14 protein-coding genes and 1 pseudogene are annotated in these 14,120 nt (G+C 69.4%); 12 read left to right on the top strand and 3 right to left on the bottom strand.

What is annotated here, in order from left to right:
- Positions 1-423: 423 nt before the first annotated feature.
- Both ABZS54_RS37710 and ABZS54_RS37705 read left to right on the top strand, forming a co-directional pair.
- Positions 424-621, top strand: a complete 198-nt coding sequence (locus ABZS54_RS37710) for a hypothetical protein (RefSeq protein ID WP_355546537.1) — start codon at positions 424-426, stop codon at positions 619-621.
- 578 nt (positions 622-1,199) lie between these two features.
- Complete coding sequence (locus ABZS54_RS37705; protein ID WP_355546535.1) at positions 1,200-1,343, top strand: hypothetical protein; 144 nt, start codon at positions 1,200-1,202, stop codon at positions 1,341-1,343.
- A 210-nt stretch (positions 1,344-1,553) separates the two neighbouring features.
- Here ABZS54_RS37705 and ABZS54_RS37700 read toward each other — a convergent pair whose 3' ends face one another.
- Positions 1,554-2,111 carry a CGNR zinc finger domain-containing protein gene (locus ABZS54_RS37700; RefSeq protein WP_355546533.1) on the bottom strand — a complete coding sequence of 186 codons (558 nt, stop codon included), beginning with the start codon at positions 2,109-2,111 and terminating at the stop codon, positions 1,554-1,556.
- A gap of 157 nt (positions 2,112-2,268) precedes the next feature.
- Here ABZS54_RS37700 and ABZS54_RS37695 point away from each other — a divergent pair, with 157 nt between their 5' ends.
- From ABZS54_RS37695 to urtE, 5 genes and pseudogenes are all read left to right on the top strand, one after another.
- Positions 2,269-3,117 (top strand): SDR family NAD(P)-dependent oxidoreductase, encoded by an 849-nt coding sequence (locus tag ABZS54_RS37695; RefSeq protein WP_355546531.1) that lies wholly within the window; start codon positions 2,269-2,271, stop codon positions 3,115-3,117.
- Positions 3,118-3,462: 345 nt separating this feature from the next.
- Positions 3,463-3,993: a hypothetical protein gene (locus tag ABZS54_RS37690; RefSeq protein ID WP_355546529.1), complete on the top strand. Its 531-nt coding sequence runs from the start codon at positions 3,463-3,465 to the stop codon at positions 3,991-3,993.
- A complete protein-coding gene (locus ABZS54_RS37685) occupies positions 3,990-4,577 on the top strand; it encodes a DciA family protein (protein ID WP_355546527.1) in 588 nt (195 codons plus the stop codon). The genes ABZS54_RS37690 and ABZS54_RS37685 overlap by 4 nt, the downstream gene beginning before the upstream one ends.
- Positions 4,574-4,717 carry a hypothetical protein gene (locus tag ABZS54_RS37680; protein ID WP_355546525.1) on the top strand — a complete coding sequence of 48 codons (144 nt, stop codon included), beginning with the start codon at positions 4,574-4,576 and terminating at the stop codon, positions 4,715-4,717. The genes ABZS54_RS37685 and ABZS54_RS37680 overlap by 4 nt, the downstream gene beginning before the upstream one ends.
- Positions 4,717-5,421 (top strand): annotated as a pseudogene (gene urtE / locus ABZS54_RS37675) (urea ABC transporter ATP-binding subunit UrtE). The gene ABZS54_RS37680 and the pseudogene urtE overlap by 1 nt, the downstream one beginning before the upstream one ends.
- 830 nt (positions 5,422-6,251) lie before the next feature.
- Here the strand turns inward: urtE and ABZS54_RS37670 are convergent.
- Positions 6,252-6,443: a hypothetical protein gene (locus ABZS54_RS37670; protein WP_355546523.1), complete on the bottom strand. Its 192-nt coding sequence runs from the start codon at positions 6,441-6,443 to the stop codon at positions 6,252-6,254.
- A gap of 291 nt (positions 6,444-6,734) precedes the next feature.
- Between ABZS54_RS37670 and ABZS54_RS37665 the strand changes: the two genes are divergently transcribed.
- The 5 genes from ABZS54_RS37665 to ABZS54_RS37645 all read left to right on the top strand — a co-directional run bounded on the left by ABZS54_RS37665 (position 6,735) and on the right by ABZS54_RS37645 (position 13,324).
- Positions 6,735-7,460: a TnsA-like heteromeric transposase endonuclease subunit gene (locus tag ABZS54_RS37665; protein ID WP_355546521.1), complete on the top strand. Its 726-nt coding sequence runs from the start codon at positions 6,735-6,737 to the stop codon at positions 7,458-7,460.
- A 202-nt stretch (positions 7,461-7,662) separates the two neighbouring features.
- Positions 7,663-8,847 carry a hypothetical protein gene (locus ABZS54_RS37660; RefSeq protein ID WP_355546519.1) on the top strand — a complete coding sequence of 395 codons (1,185 nt, stop codon included), beginning with the start codon at positions 7,663-7,665 and terminating at the stop codon, positions 8,845-8,847.
- Between the two features lie 120 nt (positions 8,848-8,967).
- On the top strand, positions 8,968-10,119 hold the full coding sequence (locus ABZS54_RS37655) for a tyrosine-type recombinase/integrase (protein ID WP_355546517.1): 1,152 nt from the start codon (positions 8,968-8,970) through the stop codon (positions 10,117-10,119).
- Positions 10,116-12,746 (top strand): site-specific integrase, encoded by a 2,631-nt coding sequence (locus ABZS54_RS37650; RefSeq protein WP_355546515.1) that lies wholly within the window; start codon positions 10,116-10,118, stop codon positions 12,744-12,746. Before ABZS54_RS37655 ends, ABZS54_RS37650 begins: the two co-directional genes overlap by 4 nt.
- Positions 12,743-13,324 (top strand): DUF6262 family protein, encoded by a 582-nt coding sequence (locus ABZS54_RS37645; protein WP_355546513.1) that lies wholly within the window; start codon positions 12,743-12,745, stop codon positions 13,322-13,324. Before ABZS54_RS37650 ends, ABZS54_RS37645 begins: the two co-directional genes overlap by 4 nt.
- 142 nt (positions 13,325-13,466) lie before the next feature.
- Here the strand turns inward: ABZS54_RS37645 and ABZS54_RS37640 are convergent, their stop codons facing one another.
- Complete coding sequence (locus ABZS54_RS37640) at positions 13,467-13,997, bottom strand: DinB family protein (RefSeq protein WP_355546511.1); 531 nt, start codon at positions 13,995-13,997, stop codon at positions 13,467-13,469.
- Positions 13,998-14,120 lie beyond the last annotated feature (123 nt).

Below are 14,120 nucleotides of genomic sequence, written 5' to 3'. Positions count from 1 at the left end.
CTCCACCGGACTCGACCCGGTCGTCGTAATCGCCACGTCGGTCATCGGATACTCCCTTTGCTCAGGGTGTACACCGAGTCCTTGATAGTCCCGGCACGAGTCCGGGACGCCGCTCGTGTCGTTCGCGGGGGAGGCCCTGTCGTCCTGGTCTCTGTCGGTTCGGGTCGTGTTCGGGTGGCGGGCAGGCGCGGTGGTGGGGCCGCGGAGCGGTCCGGGTCGTGGTGGGTCTTGTGTTGTTGTCAGGATGCCGCACCGCTCGTCGAAGGCCCACCGCGTCCACCCCGAAGCGCAAGCCGGTATTCCGCAGGGCGTCGCAGCCGGCGACGCACCGCGCACGGGGCGGGCGACCCTGGAAGAGGGACACTGGAGATGTAGCGGCACCGTACCCGGCGCCGCCGGGTGCGGTGGGCCGCAGGAGGCGCCATGCCTGACACCGAGGTGCGCGGCGAGCACCGGCTTCACGACGACCACCACGGCATGCACTCGCCCCCGCGCGTGGTGGTGCGGGAAAGCGACATGCGGCCGTCCGACGAAGACGCCACATCGGAGCAGACCGCCCACGCCTACGAGACGTCGCAGGCCGAGGGTGACCGCACCGAGGACGAGGAGGAAGACGGCTGACCGATCGGATCGGCAGGCCCGGCCCCGGCCGGATCGGCAGGAGGCCGCACGGCCTTCGGGAGCGCCAGCGCGGTCGGGAGACCGATGAGGGCACCCACCGCGACCACCGCGACCACCGCCACGCCGGTCCGGATCCCGCCCACCGAGACCAGCACCGCCAGGCCGGCCCCGCTGGGCCGCTCCGCACGACCGGTCGTCCTCGCCGTCGTGGGGGCGACAGCCGGAATGCTGGTCGACATGGGGGAACGGGCGTCGTGGCCGAGGTGGTCGAGGCGATGGAGGACGTGCGCCGATGGTGGCCCGGAGACGTGACAAGCACGGCCTGTGCAAGGGCGGCCGCCGAGAAGTAGCGCGTAACGCATCTCGGCGGATTTCATTACCCACGGGTCGAGGGCGTATTGGCGGCGTGGGGGTGGGATCACGGGTGTGTGTGGTCCGACGATCGTTGACTCCCAGGGTCCTGGACGACTGGACGTTCTCCTTCTTCGCGCAGCTCCACCTCGACCAGGTGCCCGAGCACCTGGATGTCCATCTGATCGCTTGACCATGTACCCCGCACGCTGGCCCTGCTGACGACCGTGCTCGCGGAGATCGAAGAAGTGCACAGCGCCGAAGTCGAGCTTGTCAGCCAGCAGTTGCACCGTCCCACCATGGCGAAGCCGCGGCCAGTTGACCTGGCCTGGGCCCATGGCGGCGTCATGCAGGAGAAGCATCCGTCTTGACGTCGATTGGGCATCTGACGCGGCTGTGGGGGCGCGGACCGGGCTGGACCGGTAGTCAGGCACCGGGTACCGACAAGCCCGCGACGCCCCCCAGACTCTCGCCGCCTCACCACCGGGCGGGAAATGTCATGGCAGGGTGCCGTCTTCGGGCTGAAGCTGGCGGGCGCGGCTGAGCACAGCTTCGAGGGGGCCATCGGCGGAGCCGCGGCTTCACGCCTCGGGCGGTGTCTCGCTCTCCTGGCGCTGCCGTTGGCGGTAATTACGCATGGAGACCTGGGAGCCACAGCCGGTGCTGCAGTAGAGCCCTGCCCCGTTGCGTGTGCGGTCGAAGAAACCGAAATGGCACGGGGGGTTGCGGCACGCCTTGATGCGACCCCAGTCGCCGGTCTGCGCGAAGGTTGTCACCGCGGCCAGTACGGTCCCGAACACACGCGGCACCCCTGCCTGCGGTGACGCCAGCTCAACACCACCGGCTGTGACCACCGTCGCCAGCGGGTAGAGCGCACCTGCGCGCCGCAGGTGTTGCTCGGCTCGCCCGAGCGGCTCGCCCAGGCTCTCCTCGTCGCCCGAGTGCGCCAGCAGCAGGGTCGCCAGGGCGTCACGCAGCTCGCGTGCGGTCGCGGCATCGGCGTCGGTCGCCACGGCATCGCCACCGAACTCATCGTGCTCCGCGAGCCACGCCGCGAAGGAGTGCCCGTCTCCGAACAACTCTTGCCGACCGCCCCCGTCCGCGCGTGTGTTCACGAACGCGAGCACGGTCTCCACCACCGGCATGACGGTGCGCGGGCTGGGTTTCGCAGATCCAGTTGCAGCACTGCTCATCACCCCACCCTACATCAGAAGAAGAGGTACTAAGTCGTCTAACGGGCAACGGATGTGATGGCATCACTTGACGCGTTATGAGCTAACGACTTACGGTCGCAACATGAACGAGACCTCAGACCAGCAGACAAGCCTCCGCGCGTGGTTCATCACCGGCGCGACGTCCGGCATCGGCCGCGAACTCACCCTCCAGGCACTGGAGAACGGCGACGTCGTCTCGGCAATCGCCCGCGACACGGCTTCCCTTGACGATCTGGCCGAGGCGCACGGCGACCGCCTGCTCCTCATCCGGGCAGACGTGCGTGACGAGCAGGCCGTCCGCGAAGCGGTGGGACGCACGCACGCGCGGTTCGGCCGCATCGACGTGGTGGCCAACAACGCCGGCTACGGACTCTTCGGAGCCGTCGAGGAAGCCTCCGACACGCAAGTTCGCGCCGTGTTCGACACCAACGTCTTCGGCGTGCTCAACGTGCTCCGCGCGACGCTGCCGATACTCCGCTCCCAGCGCTCCGGACACATCCTCCAGGGCTCGTCGGTCTACGGGCAGTCCGCCCACCCCGGCGTGGGACTGCTGGCCGCGACCAAGTACGCGGTCGAGGGACTCTCGGACGCACTGGTCGCCGAGGTCGCACCGCTCGGCATCAACGTCACGCTCATCCAGCCCGGAATGACCGCCACCCCCTTCCTGTCCAACCTCGACGTCGCCGCAGGCCTCGACGACTACGACCAGACCGTCCGCGAGGTCCACAAGGGCATCGGAGAACTGCCCCGATCCGCGTTCTCCACCGCGGCCCGAATCGCCGAAGGCATCCGAACCGCGGTCGACAGCCCCATCCCCCCGCTGCGCCTGGCTCTTGGTGCTTCTAGCGCCACCGGCATGCGCACTGCCCTGGAGGCGCGCATCGCAGACCTGGACAACTGGAATCGCGTGACCGACGCCGTCGACAGGTGATCGCAACTTCCGCAGGGGGCCTCGGCGCTGACAGCCGAGGCCCCCTCGGCACCACGTGATCAGACCGGGCGGAACCGCTGGACGGCGCCACCCTGGGCCTGGGCCCTCCCATCCCACGCCCCATTAGGGGTTGTTACTCCTGGACATGTCCTTGCTGCGGAAATCTCTGGGTCCCCCCAGAAGGGCTCGCCGGCGGGAACACGAATGGTTCGAGCGCGATTCCTGCGAACACCCGCCCCCGACCCGCACACCGCCCCAACCGCTACCAGCGTCGGTTCGCCCTCGCCCGGGACCTGATGACCCGCCTCCCGTGGCTGGACCGGGCCCGCCTGCCCCGGATCGTGGGTGACCCGCGATCTGGCCGACGCCGGTTGGACCTGCGACGAGGTCCAGGCGTGGATCCACCTCACCCGGGGCGACGTGCCGGCCCGGATCAAGCGCCCGAGCGGCCTGCTCGCGCGCCGTACCGCCTCGGCCCACCGGATCTGGACTACGCCGGAACAACGCGCCGAGATGATGGAGTTGTGGCGCGATTCGCGCGCCGCGACCGCCGCCCGCCACCACGACTGGACCCCGGAGGCCGACACCGCGCAGGCAGGCCCGCCCCCGGCCGCCGCGGCCCTGATGGCCCAGGCCGTCGCTCCCGCCGGCACCCACAACGACGACCAGGACCAGGGCGAGGATCTGCCCCTGCACCCGGACGGCCTGCCCGACCCGGCCGCGATGACGCCCGCCCAACTGGCCCGCGTCCTGGCCGAATCCGAGTACGCCGGCCCCGCCTACGCCCGCGCCCTGTACGGCCACGACCTGGTCGACCGCGCCTACCGCCTTGCCCCCTCGCCCACCCTGCGCCTGACCGGGACCGGTGCCCGATGACCGCCCCCACCGAGGACGCCCGCCCGCAGGACCTCGCCCGGATCGCCCTGCGCTCGACCCTGGTCGCCGCCCGCGACCGGGACGGCACCACCGCCACGAAGCGCGCCGCCCGCGCCCGGTTCTCCCCGGCCCGCGTCGACGACCGCGACCCGCACCGCCTCGACGGTCTCCTCCGCCGGCTGCTCGTCGCCCGCGGATGGACCGCCCCGGTCGCTGGTGGAACGATCACCGACCAGTGGCCGCGCATCGCCCCCGAGTACGCCGATCACGTCCGCGCCGGCCACTACGACCCCCAGGCCCGCCGCCTGGACCTGCACCCGACCTCGAGCACGTTCGCCACGCAACTCCGCCTCATCCGCACGTCGTTGATCGCGCGGATCAACGCGGTCGTCGGCGCCGACACCGTGCGCACGCTCCGGGTGATCCCAAGCGGCTCCACCCCTTGCGCACCCGCGCCCCGCCCCGCCGCACACCCGTCGACCAAGGCCACGACACAGCCACCCCAGCGCCGCGAAACCGCACCGACGAAGTCCGGCACACCCCACCCACAAACGACCCGCGAGACCGGCCCGCACGCCCCGTGACCGTGCTGCACGAGGGCCGGGTGCTGATCGAGGGCGACATGGCCTCGGTCCAGGCCGACCCGATGGTGCGCGAGGTCTACCTCGGCCGCTCGCGCGACGCGCGGTCCGACGAAGCTCAGGAGCGGGAGGCGGTGTCCTGATGGACGCGATGCTGGAGGTGACCGGCCTGGAGGTCGGATACGGCCGGACCCGGGTGTTGTTCGGCGTCGACCTCACCGTCGCCGCAGGTTCCCTGGTGTGCGTCATGGGCCGCAACGGCGTCGGCAAGACCACGCTGCTCGACGCGCTGATGGGCGTACTGCCGGTGCGTGGCGGGCGGGTCCGCTTCGAGGGCCGCGACATCACCCGGCTGGCCACCCACGAGCGGGTCCGGCTGGGCCTGGGCTACGTGTCGCAGGGACACGAGAGCTTCGGGCAGCTCACCGTGCGGGAGAACCTGCGGGTGGTGCGGGAGGCGAGCGGCGGCCGCGGCAAGGCCGTGTAGGACGAGGTACTGGACGTCTTCCCGCGCCTGCGCCCGTTGCTCGACCGACCCGCCGGCTTCCTCTCCGGCGGCCAGCAACAGCAACTCGCCATCGCCCGCGCCCTGGTGACCGAACCGAGGATGCTGATCCTGGACGAACCCACCGAGGGCATCCAGCCGTCCATCGTCGCCGAGATCGAGGACGTGATCGAGCGGCTGCACCGCGAGCGCGGACTCGCGGTGCTGCTCGTGGAGCAGTATCTGGACTTCGCGACGCGCCTGGCGGACCGGTTCACGATCCTGGACGCGGGGGTCGTGGTCCGCGAGGGCGCGGCCTGCGAACTCGCCGAATCGGATGTGCGCCGGCTGCTGGCCGTGTGAGCCGCCCGGGGCAGCATTGCCACCCACACCGGTTCGCGGTGCGTGGCGCCGGGTGTGGCGGTGGTGGGGTGTCGCTGCTTGTGATTGTCGTCGATGGCGTTCGCGGCTCCACCGCTGGTCGCGCGCAGCGGCCAGCGGTGACGCAATGGAGGAACCGCCTGCGCACGCCGAATCAGATCATGGAGCAACTCGACGTAGGCATCGTCGTCAACCCTGTCCAACCGATCCCCACGAGCACAGCCACCCTCGGCAAACCGCATCCGGGTGCGGGGGGCACCGCACGACCCCATCGCGAGTCCACAGTCCGACCCTCGCGAGCCGAAGAACCCCCCAATTCCCGCAGGAATTCTGGCTGTTCCCCGCCCTACGGTCGCTGATCGAACGAAGCAGGGCTCAGGGACGGATCTCCGGTATCGACATCCGTAGAGCGTTCGAGGCCGACAACATCCCGGCCACGCAATGGAAGAGTGTCCTGCGCATCCTGAACGACGTTCTGGATCAACAGGAGATCACGCTCCGCGTCGCCGACGAGAACACCCTCAGGGCACCACCCCCACCACCGAGGCAGGCCAAGACCCTCGCTCCAACGACATTCGCTGACACCAAGAGCGTTCTCGTCCGCTGGGAGCGTGGGTCGGCAACCGGCAACCGGCAACCGGCAACCGGCAACCGGCAAGCGGTCCAGGTTTGGGCTGCCTCCAAACTCTGGGGCGGAACCGACGCAGCGCTGTGCATCGGACCGAGGCATGTCAGGACTCGGGCTGCGAGGCGAGGGGAATCGCCGGTCGAAGCGTGCGGTCCGACGGCGGCCCGAGCCGATGTCCACTGCTCTACAGTCCAAGATCGAGGGCCAGGCACGAGAAGCGGTTCCATGAGGCTTCGGGGTTGTACGAACTCGCTTCGGCGTCGGGCGCGGCCTCTACCTCTTCGGACATGTCCTCGAGGCGGATGCGCTCGGGCAGCCTGCCGTACTTCGCGCGCCGTTCCGCCACAGCGGCATCAGTGCCGAATTCGTTGTTCATGGCCATGCTCCACTTCATCGATCGTGGATCGCGTCTTCCGTGTCGCTCGAACGATCCTCAGCCTGCACCCTGATTCGTCACCCGTCAAGGCGGTGACGAAATGTGTCGCCGTTGGTCCTGACCCCGCCCGGAAACGGGCGTGCCTGTCTGTCCCGTGACAGCGTTGCTTCACCGTTTGCCATCGAAGTTTGATCATCAGTAGGTTCCTGCCATCGAAGATTGACCGGGTGGGGTTGCTGGTGGTCTGGGGGGACGGTGGGGGTACCGGCGCGTGCGTTCGGTGATGCCGCGTTGTCAGCGTTCGAGCTGGACTTCTTCGAGTCGGGTGAGCGTCGGCGGCAGCCGCTTGGGCTCGGCTGGAGCACGAGGTTCGAATCGGCGGATCCGGTACGGGAGTTCCGTTGGGCCAAGGGCGGCGGGAGTTTCCCCGGCTGGTACTACGCGGTGACGACGGGAAACCACGTGGGTTACGAGTCGTGGTTGGAGCGGGATCGGTTGCTGCTGCTGGATCGTGATCCGCTGGTGGTCGGCATCGCCTCGCAGCCGTTCTGGTTGCACTGGCACGACGGGCTGCGCAAGCGTCGGCACGCGCCGGACTACTTCGTACGGCTGGCCGACGGTCGGGCCCGGGTCGTGGATGTCCGCGCTGCCGATCGTATGGACGAGCCCACGCGGGAGGCGTTCGCCGCGACGCGGCGGGCCTGCGCGGCGGTGGGCTGGGAGTTCGAGTGGGTGGGCGCGCCCGACCCGGTGTTCATGGCGAACATGCGCTGGTTGGGGCGATACCGGCGGACACGCTCGGGGCGGCCCGTGGACGTGGCCGCTCGCCTGGTCGAGGTCTTTCGGGACCCTGCTCCGCTGTGGTCGGGTGCGGAGCGGGTCGGCGATCGGCTTCGGGTGCTGCCGGTGCTGTTCCACCTGTTGTGGTCCGGAGCGCTCGGCGCGGATCTGGAGGGCGAACTCTTGGGAACCGAGAGCCTGGTCTGGGCGAAGGGGTGGTCGGGTTGGGCGAGTTGAGGCGGCCTGCGGGAATCTCGGTCGGTGAGCGGGTGCGTTTCGAGGGCCGGATCCGAGGGGTGGTCGCGGTCTCCGCGAACGTGGTGACCTTGAGCGATGCCGACGCGTCCACACGTGTGGTGGGCCTGGCCGAGTTGCTCGCGGGAGCGGACTTCGCCGTCATCGACAGCCCCATGCGGATGCGCTGCCGACCGCGTCCCTGTTGGAGACGTTTCCTGCGGAGGTTGTCGAGAAGGCACTGTGGTGGGAAGGCCACATCTTCGAGGTGCTGCACGGGCTGCCGCCGGATGCCGGGCCGGACGCGGTCGCCCGGCCCGAGTACGGCCCGGATCGTTCGCTGACGGCGCGTCAGCGAGCCAAGGCCGCCGAGTTGACCGCCGCGGGCCACGCGGTGACGGCGAGCACGCTTGCCCATCGCCGCCGCCGTTACCAGGCCGATGGGGTGCTGGGACTGGCCGACCATCGGCCGGTCCGCAGGACGCCCGAGTTCGGCACGGTGGACGCGGTCGTGGTGGCGGCCATGCGGCAGGCGGTCGCCGAGGCCGTCGATGCGTCCACCCGGGCCGGCACGTTCATCCTCTGGCGGACCGGAGAGATCCTCAGGGATGCGCCCGAGGGGCAGGACGTCCGGCTTCCCTCGCAGCGCACGCTCTACCGGTTGTTGGCGAAACTGACCACGGGTACTCACACGTTCGGGTCGGCCGCGACCCGGCGGTCCCGGGCGCACGGGGCCCTCGCGCCGTTCGGCGAGTTGCCAGCCTTCGCGCCGGGCGAGGTGATGCAGATCGACTCCACTCCTTTGGACGCGCTGGTCCTGCTCGACACCGGCGTCACCGGGCGGGTCGAGCTGACCGCCATGGTCGACGTCGCGACGCGGACGTTGACCGCGGCCGTGCTGCGGCCGACGACCAAGGCGGTGGACGCCAGTGTTCTGCTGGCCCGCACCGTCACTCCCGAGCTGATGCGGCCGGGTTGGGTGGACGCGCTGAGGATGTCGCGCTCGGTGCTGCCGCATCGCCGGCTCCTGGAGTTGGACGAGCGCCTGGCCCACGCGGCCGCCCGGCCGGTGATCGTGCCGGAGATGATCGTCTGCGACCACGGGAAGGCGTTCATCTCCCGCAACTTTCTGTCTTCCTGCCGGTTCCTGGAGATCGATCTGCAACCCGCGCACAAGGGTTCGGGCTTCGAGAAGGGCCACATCGAGAAGATGCTCGCCTCGGTGGCCACGTTGTTCGCGCAGTTCCTGCCGGGCTACACCGGACGCACCACCGATCATCGCGGGCGTCATCCGGAACGCGAGCGCCTGTGGTCGCTGTTGGAACTACAGGAGATCCTGGACGAGTGGGTCGTCGCCAAGTTTACCGACCGTGATTTGTGCTGTTCGTGATGTCCGTTCGAGCCTGTGGCGTGGACGTCATGGGTTCGTTTACCGACCGGGTTCAGGACGTTCGTCATGTTCTGGAGTCGGTACGGAGGACGAGTGGTACGGCACCTTGTGGTCGGGGACTTGAGGGTCCAGCGGATCGAGCGGAAGGGCGGATGGAGGTCGTGGACCATCGTCTGGCCGGAGGGCACGCTCCACGCTGAGGCGGACCGGTTCCTGCGCGGCCATGACGGCTCGGGCACGCAGAAGACGTACGCGTACTACCTGGTGGACCATCTGCGGTGGCTGGAGCGCGAGTGCCTGGCCTTCGACACGGTCCAACTGCGCGACCTGGAACGGTACATGGGCATCGTCGGCGCCGAGGTCCACATGCCGCTCGGGGAGCCGTGGCGGGTGGGAAAGCGCCCTTACGGCCGGTCCGCGCTGTCGATCGCGGCGTCCTGCCTGAAGGGCTTCTACCTGCACCAAGCCTCTCTCGGCGTCAACGTGGGCCTCGGTGAGAAGCTCGACGGCACGCGGCTGCCGTCGCGGGTGGACCGTCGCCGCTCGTTGCTCGGGCACGTGAAATCCGTGATGCCGGCGAACCTGCTCGCGCCGAAGGGGCCGCACCGCAGGCACCCGAAGATGCTGCCTGACGGGGCGAGGGAGAAGCTGCTGGAGACGGTGAACTCGGCCCGGGACCGGATGGTGGTGACCTGGCTGGCCGACGGCGGGCTTCGGATCGGCGAGTTGTGCGGGCTGCACCTGGTCGACCTGCACCTGCGGGAGAACGCGGCCTGCAACGAGTGCCGCAGCCCTCACCTGCATGTCTGTCATCGTCCTGGCAACCCCAACCGGGCCGAGGCCAAGACCAAGCACTCCTGGCGGGTCGAGCACGGCACGGTCACGGGCGGGCTGATCAAGCGGGTCAGCCCGGAGATGGTGCACACCTACTTCGAGTACCTCACCGGCGAGTACCCGCGCGGGGCGGGACACGGCATGCTGCTGGTCCAGCTGCACGGCGCCGGGACCGGGCAGCCATGGGCGCCGGTCGGGGCCCGGAGGATGCTCGGCCGGGCGGGGAAACGTGCCGGGCTCGGGCTGGTGAAACCCCATGCCTTCCGGCACACGTTCACCTCCGCGGTCCTCGACGCCGCCGACGGCAACCTGCTGATAGCCCGGGACGCCGGCGGCTGGGCCTCGGCCGCCACGGTCGACGAGGTTTACGGCCACGTCGACCTCCAGGACCCCACGTTCGACGCCGCCCTGCGCACGGTCTGGGGTGAGCCGAAGTGACCGTGACAACCCTGCTGCCACAGCCCGACACCCGCACCGGCCGGGACCGGCTGGAGGTCCTCACGGCGCTGATCAGCGTCCCGTCGTTCGACCCGCTGTTCCGCCCGGACATCATCAAGGTCCCACCGAACCATCCTGTCTACCGGTGGAATTGCCTCTGCGCTGACTGTGAGCGGTCCACGATGGGCCACGGCGATCTGTGCTCATCCCACGAGATGCTCTGGCGCAACCACCGCGCCCGGGGAGGAACGCGAGCCGAGTTCCTCCGCACCGCGCCGTCCGTCGGCCTCGGGGATGGCGTGGAGCAACGGACCTGCGGGATCTGCCCCGAGCGCCCCGCCCGACACCTCACGCTGGAGCTCTGCCACTATCACGAGTTCCGCTGGTACAACCACCGCGGCCACCGTGACGGCGATGCCGACTTCGACGCCTGGCTCCTCGACCAGCACCCCCTCCCTGGCTTCGGCAGTTGCCGGGTCCATGTCTGCCCGGAACTGGCGGACTCCCCGCTCGGGCTGTGCTTCCGGCACGAACGCCGCTACCGCAGGCATGGCAGGCCAGGAGGAGCGACCCTGCCGTCGCAGTGGGGCACTCGCTACGGACGCCGCGGGCTGGTCGCGCCGGTCAGCTACGAGGACGAGCACGCCTTCGAGCGCTGGTGCGCGAGTGCCGTGGCAGTGCTCCGGCCCGCGCAGGTCAACCTCCGGGGGCTGCATCCGCTGCTGCGGGCCGAGATCAAGTGGGGAATGTTCGCCTACACCCAGAAGGCACACGGCCGCTGGGAACTGGTCACCTGGCAGGGCTTGGCGAACTTCGCCCGCGAGCACGGTCTCCGGTCGCTGACGGACGCGGGCCCCGAGGAGGAACGGCTTCTGCAGAAGGCGGTCAGCCGTGAGGCGGTCCACATCGTGCGGGCCGTGACCGGCTGGCTGCAGCCCCTCTACGTGACGCCGGCCGAGACGCGTGAGCTCGGATACATCCTCACCGAGCACTTCGGGCGGAAGCTCACCGGCCGCTCGGTCCGCATGGACCTCACCGGTGTCTCCCAGCAATGGCTGCGCGACCTGATCTGGGACCACTTGGTCGCGATCCTGCGCTCTCCGAGCTGTCCGCGCAGCGGAGGCACGTTCGACGACATGCGCCGAGCCGGTCTGGAGCTGAGCACCTTCCTGGAACTCCACGCTCCCGCCGGCGGCCACGACCCGCAGGTGCTGACGGCCGAGCACATGCACCAGTTCGTCGCCGACCAGCGGCAACGCGAGCGGGACGGCCTCGTCTCGCTGGCGGCCAGAGGCGTCCACGGCAAGCCGTCGATCGTGACCGCCAACACCCGACAGCGCGTCTTCCACCGCACCCGGCGGCTGCTGCGCGGGGCCCTGGAGTCGGGAGAGGCCGAACGCCTCGGCTTGGACCGGGCCTTCATCGCCGCCATGCCCGCCCCAGGACGGACGGTCAGCCGCTCTCGGCAGCCCTTCGCCGACGGTGTCGCCCGCGCGCTCGCTGACGAGACCAACCTGCTCAGGCTCGCGGGGACCTACGACCCGTTCGACCGCGGCCTGCGGGACGCCTGGGAGACGATCATCGTCACGGGCCGCCGCTGCGGAGAGATCCTCCAGCTCCGCCTGGAGTGCCTCGGCCGCTACGGCGGACTCCCGATGCTCTGGCACGACCAGACCAAAGTCGGCAACTACGACCAGGCCCTGCGGATCCCCGAGCGGGTCCACCAGCTTCTGGAAGCACGCCAGCGCAAGACCCTGACCCTGTTCGAGGCCCGGAACAACCGGCCGCCCACCGCCGAGGAACGCGCCCGGATGGCGCTGTTCCCCACGAACATCCGCAACCGCGACGGACGTCGGCCGCTGTCATACAAGTGGTTCCACAAGGGCTTCAAGCTCTGGATCGACGAGCTCGACATCGGCCGCTGGGTCCCCCACCAGGCCCGGCATTCGCTGGCGACCAGCCTGCTACGGGCCGGGGCGACCCTGACCCACGTTCGCCGATACCTGGGCCACGTCTCCGAACGGATGGCCGAGCACTACATCCACCTGACCCAGTCCGACCTCGAAGACGTCCTCCAGCACGTCTGGGTCGCCGGCCCCGGCACCGCCAGCCCGGGAGAACTCCTCACCGAGACGGCCACCCCGCTCACCCGCGAGCAGGCTCAAGCCCTCGCCATCGATCTGTCCCGCCGCAGCACACCCGCCGAGGGCGGCTTCTGCACCTTCCAGCCCGTCGTCGACGGCGGCGCCTGCCCCTGGAACCTCGACTGCCACAACTGCGACAAGTTCGTCCTGTCCGGCGCCGACCTCCTCTACTGGCAGCGCAAGCGTGAACAGTGGCGGCTGCTGGCCGAAGGCTCCCCCGATGATGCGACCGCCGACTACCTCCACCGCTACTTCGAGCCCACCGCCCGCGCCATCGACGGCCTGGAGAAGGCCCTGGCCAGCCTCGGCCTCCTCGACGACGCTCTCGCCCTGGACCTGCGCAAACCCCAGGACTACTTCCACCGCGTCTGGTCCACCGCATTCCGCGCCGCCGACCTCGCCGACGCGGGCGCCGAGGAGGAGAGCGAGTACAGCGATACGTGCACAGCCGAGGACACCGACCCCGAACAGGACGTCGCATGAACAGCGTCCCCGAACCCCGCACCGCCTCGGCCCTGGCAGCCCGCCGCAGCAAGACCGACACGGCCCTCCTGCGGGTCCGCGAGTCCATCGTCCGGCTCCAGCGAGAGAAGGCCCAGGTCAGCGTTGCCGCTGTCGCCCGCCGGGCGGGCGTCTCACGGACCTTCCTCTATGACAACCCCGAAGCCCGGGCCGTCGTCGCTACGGCGATGACCGAGGCAGGCGACCGCCGGACCCGGATGCTCGTCGAACAGGACAACGAGCGCGAGGCAACCTGGCGCGAGCGCGCGCTGAACGCCGAAGACGCGCTCAAGGCCGCCCAGGCCGAGATCCTCGCCCAGCGCACCCGGATCGGCGAACTCCTCGGCCAGATAAGGGACTTGCAGGCCGAATGGACCGAAGAGGCCATCCAGCGGATCACCACCGAGAACACCACCCTCAAACAAAGGGTCCGCCAGCTGACCGCCGACAACCGCACCCTCGACGAGCGGCTCAAAGCCGCCCGATCCAACCTCCGCTTCCAGGACCGACGCGTCGCCGACCTCGAAGCCCGCTTCACTGAGCAGGAACCACCGGCCTGATCGCATCCCTCCAGCACATCATGGCCCGTCCACCGTCCCGGTGGACGGGCCATCTCGCGATCTCGCCGCCCAAGCCGAACGAGCCGCCGTCAGCTGAGGAGTGCGACGGCCGCTGCGGTCATTCCAACGAAGGCAACACGCCTCACACCCCGGCGACTCCGTCGATGCGCTCTCGGATCAGATCGGCATGGCCATTGTGACGTGCGTACTCCTCGATCATGTGGACCATGATCCAGCGCAGCGACACTCCGTGATCGCCTACATGGCCGGCTTCCTGTTCAGACAGGTGACCGGAGTCCTCCAGTGATGATGCGGCGGCGATGAACTCACGGCCTTGAGCGACTTCCGCTTGCCAGGCGGCCGTCGCCTCGTCGAGTCCACGGTCCGGATGAAGGGCAAAGCCATCAGCATTGCTCTCCCCGAAGACCGGGGGCACGTCCCGGCCCGTGAACACACGCTGGAACCAGTTGCGTTCCACCTCAGCCATGTGCTGGACGAGGCCCAGTAGCGTCATCGACGACGGTGCCACCGAGGCCAGTCGTAATTGATCATCTTTGAGGCCCGAGCACTTGAGGGCGAGAGTCGCACGGTGAAAGTCGAGCCATGCTTCCAGCATGGCGCGCTCATCAGCATGCGCGGGCGGTATGGGCCGTCCATCCGGTGTCGTAGTCATAACCGCACCCTGGCAGAAGCAGCCATGTCTGAGCTTGCTCCGCTTTGACGGACACCTTCGTTGTGGTGGTCAGGCTGCGAGTGCGGCTTCGTATTCGACGGGCGTGCGGTAGCCGAGGCTGCT

The organism is Embleya sp. NPDC005575, assembly GCF_040605455.1.
GTDB lineage: Bacteria > Actinomycetota > Actinomycetes > Streptomycetales > Streptomycetaceae > Embleya.
Note: the sequence above shows the minus strand (reverse complement) of the source record. Positions and strands in the feature narration are given on the sequence as shown.

Excerpts from the sequence above, each read along its gene's own strand:
- ABZS54_RS37710 (WP_355546537.1), top strand. The coding sequence starts at position 424 with ATGCCTGACACCGAGGTGCGCGGCGAGCACCGGCTTCACGACGACCAC.
- ABZS54_RS37695 (WP_355546531.1), top strand. The coding sequence starts at position 2,269 with ATGAACGAGACCTCAGACCAGCAGACAAGCCTCCGCGCGTGGTTCATC.
- ABZS54_RS37685 (WP_355546527.1), top strand. The coding sequence starts at position 3,990 with ATGACCGCCCCCACCGAGGACGCCCGCCCGCAGGACCTCGCCCGGATC.
- ABZS54_RS37670 (WP_355546523.1), bottom strand. The coding sequence starts at position 6,443 with ATGAACAACGAATTCGGCACTGATGCCGCTGTGGCGGAACGGCGCGCG.
- ABZS54_RS37645 (WP_355546513.1), top strand. The coding sequence starts at position 12,743 with ATGAACAGCGTCCCCGAACCCCGCACCGCCTCGGCCCTGGCAGCCCGC.
- ABZS54_RS37640 (WP_355546511.1), bottom strand. The coding sequence starts at position 13,997 with ATGACTACGACACCGGATGGACGGCCCATACCGCCCGCGCATGCTGAT.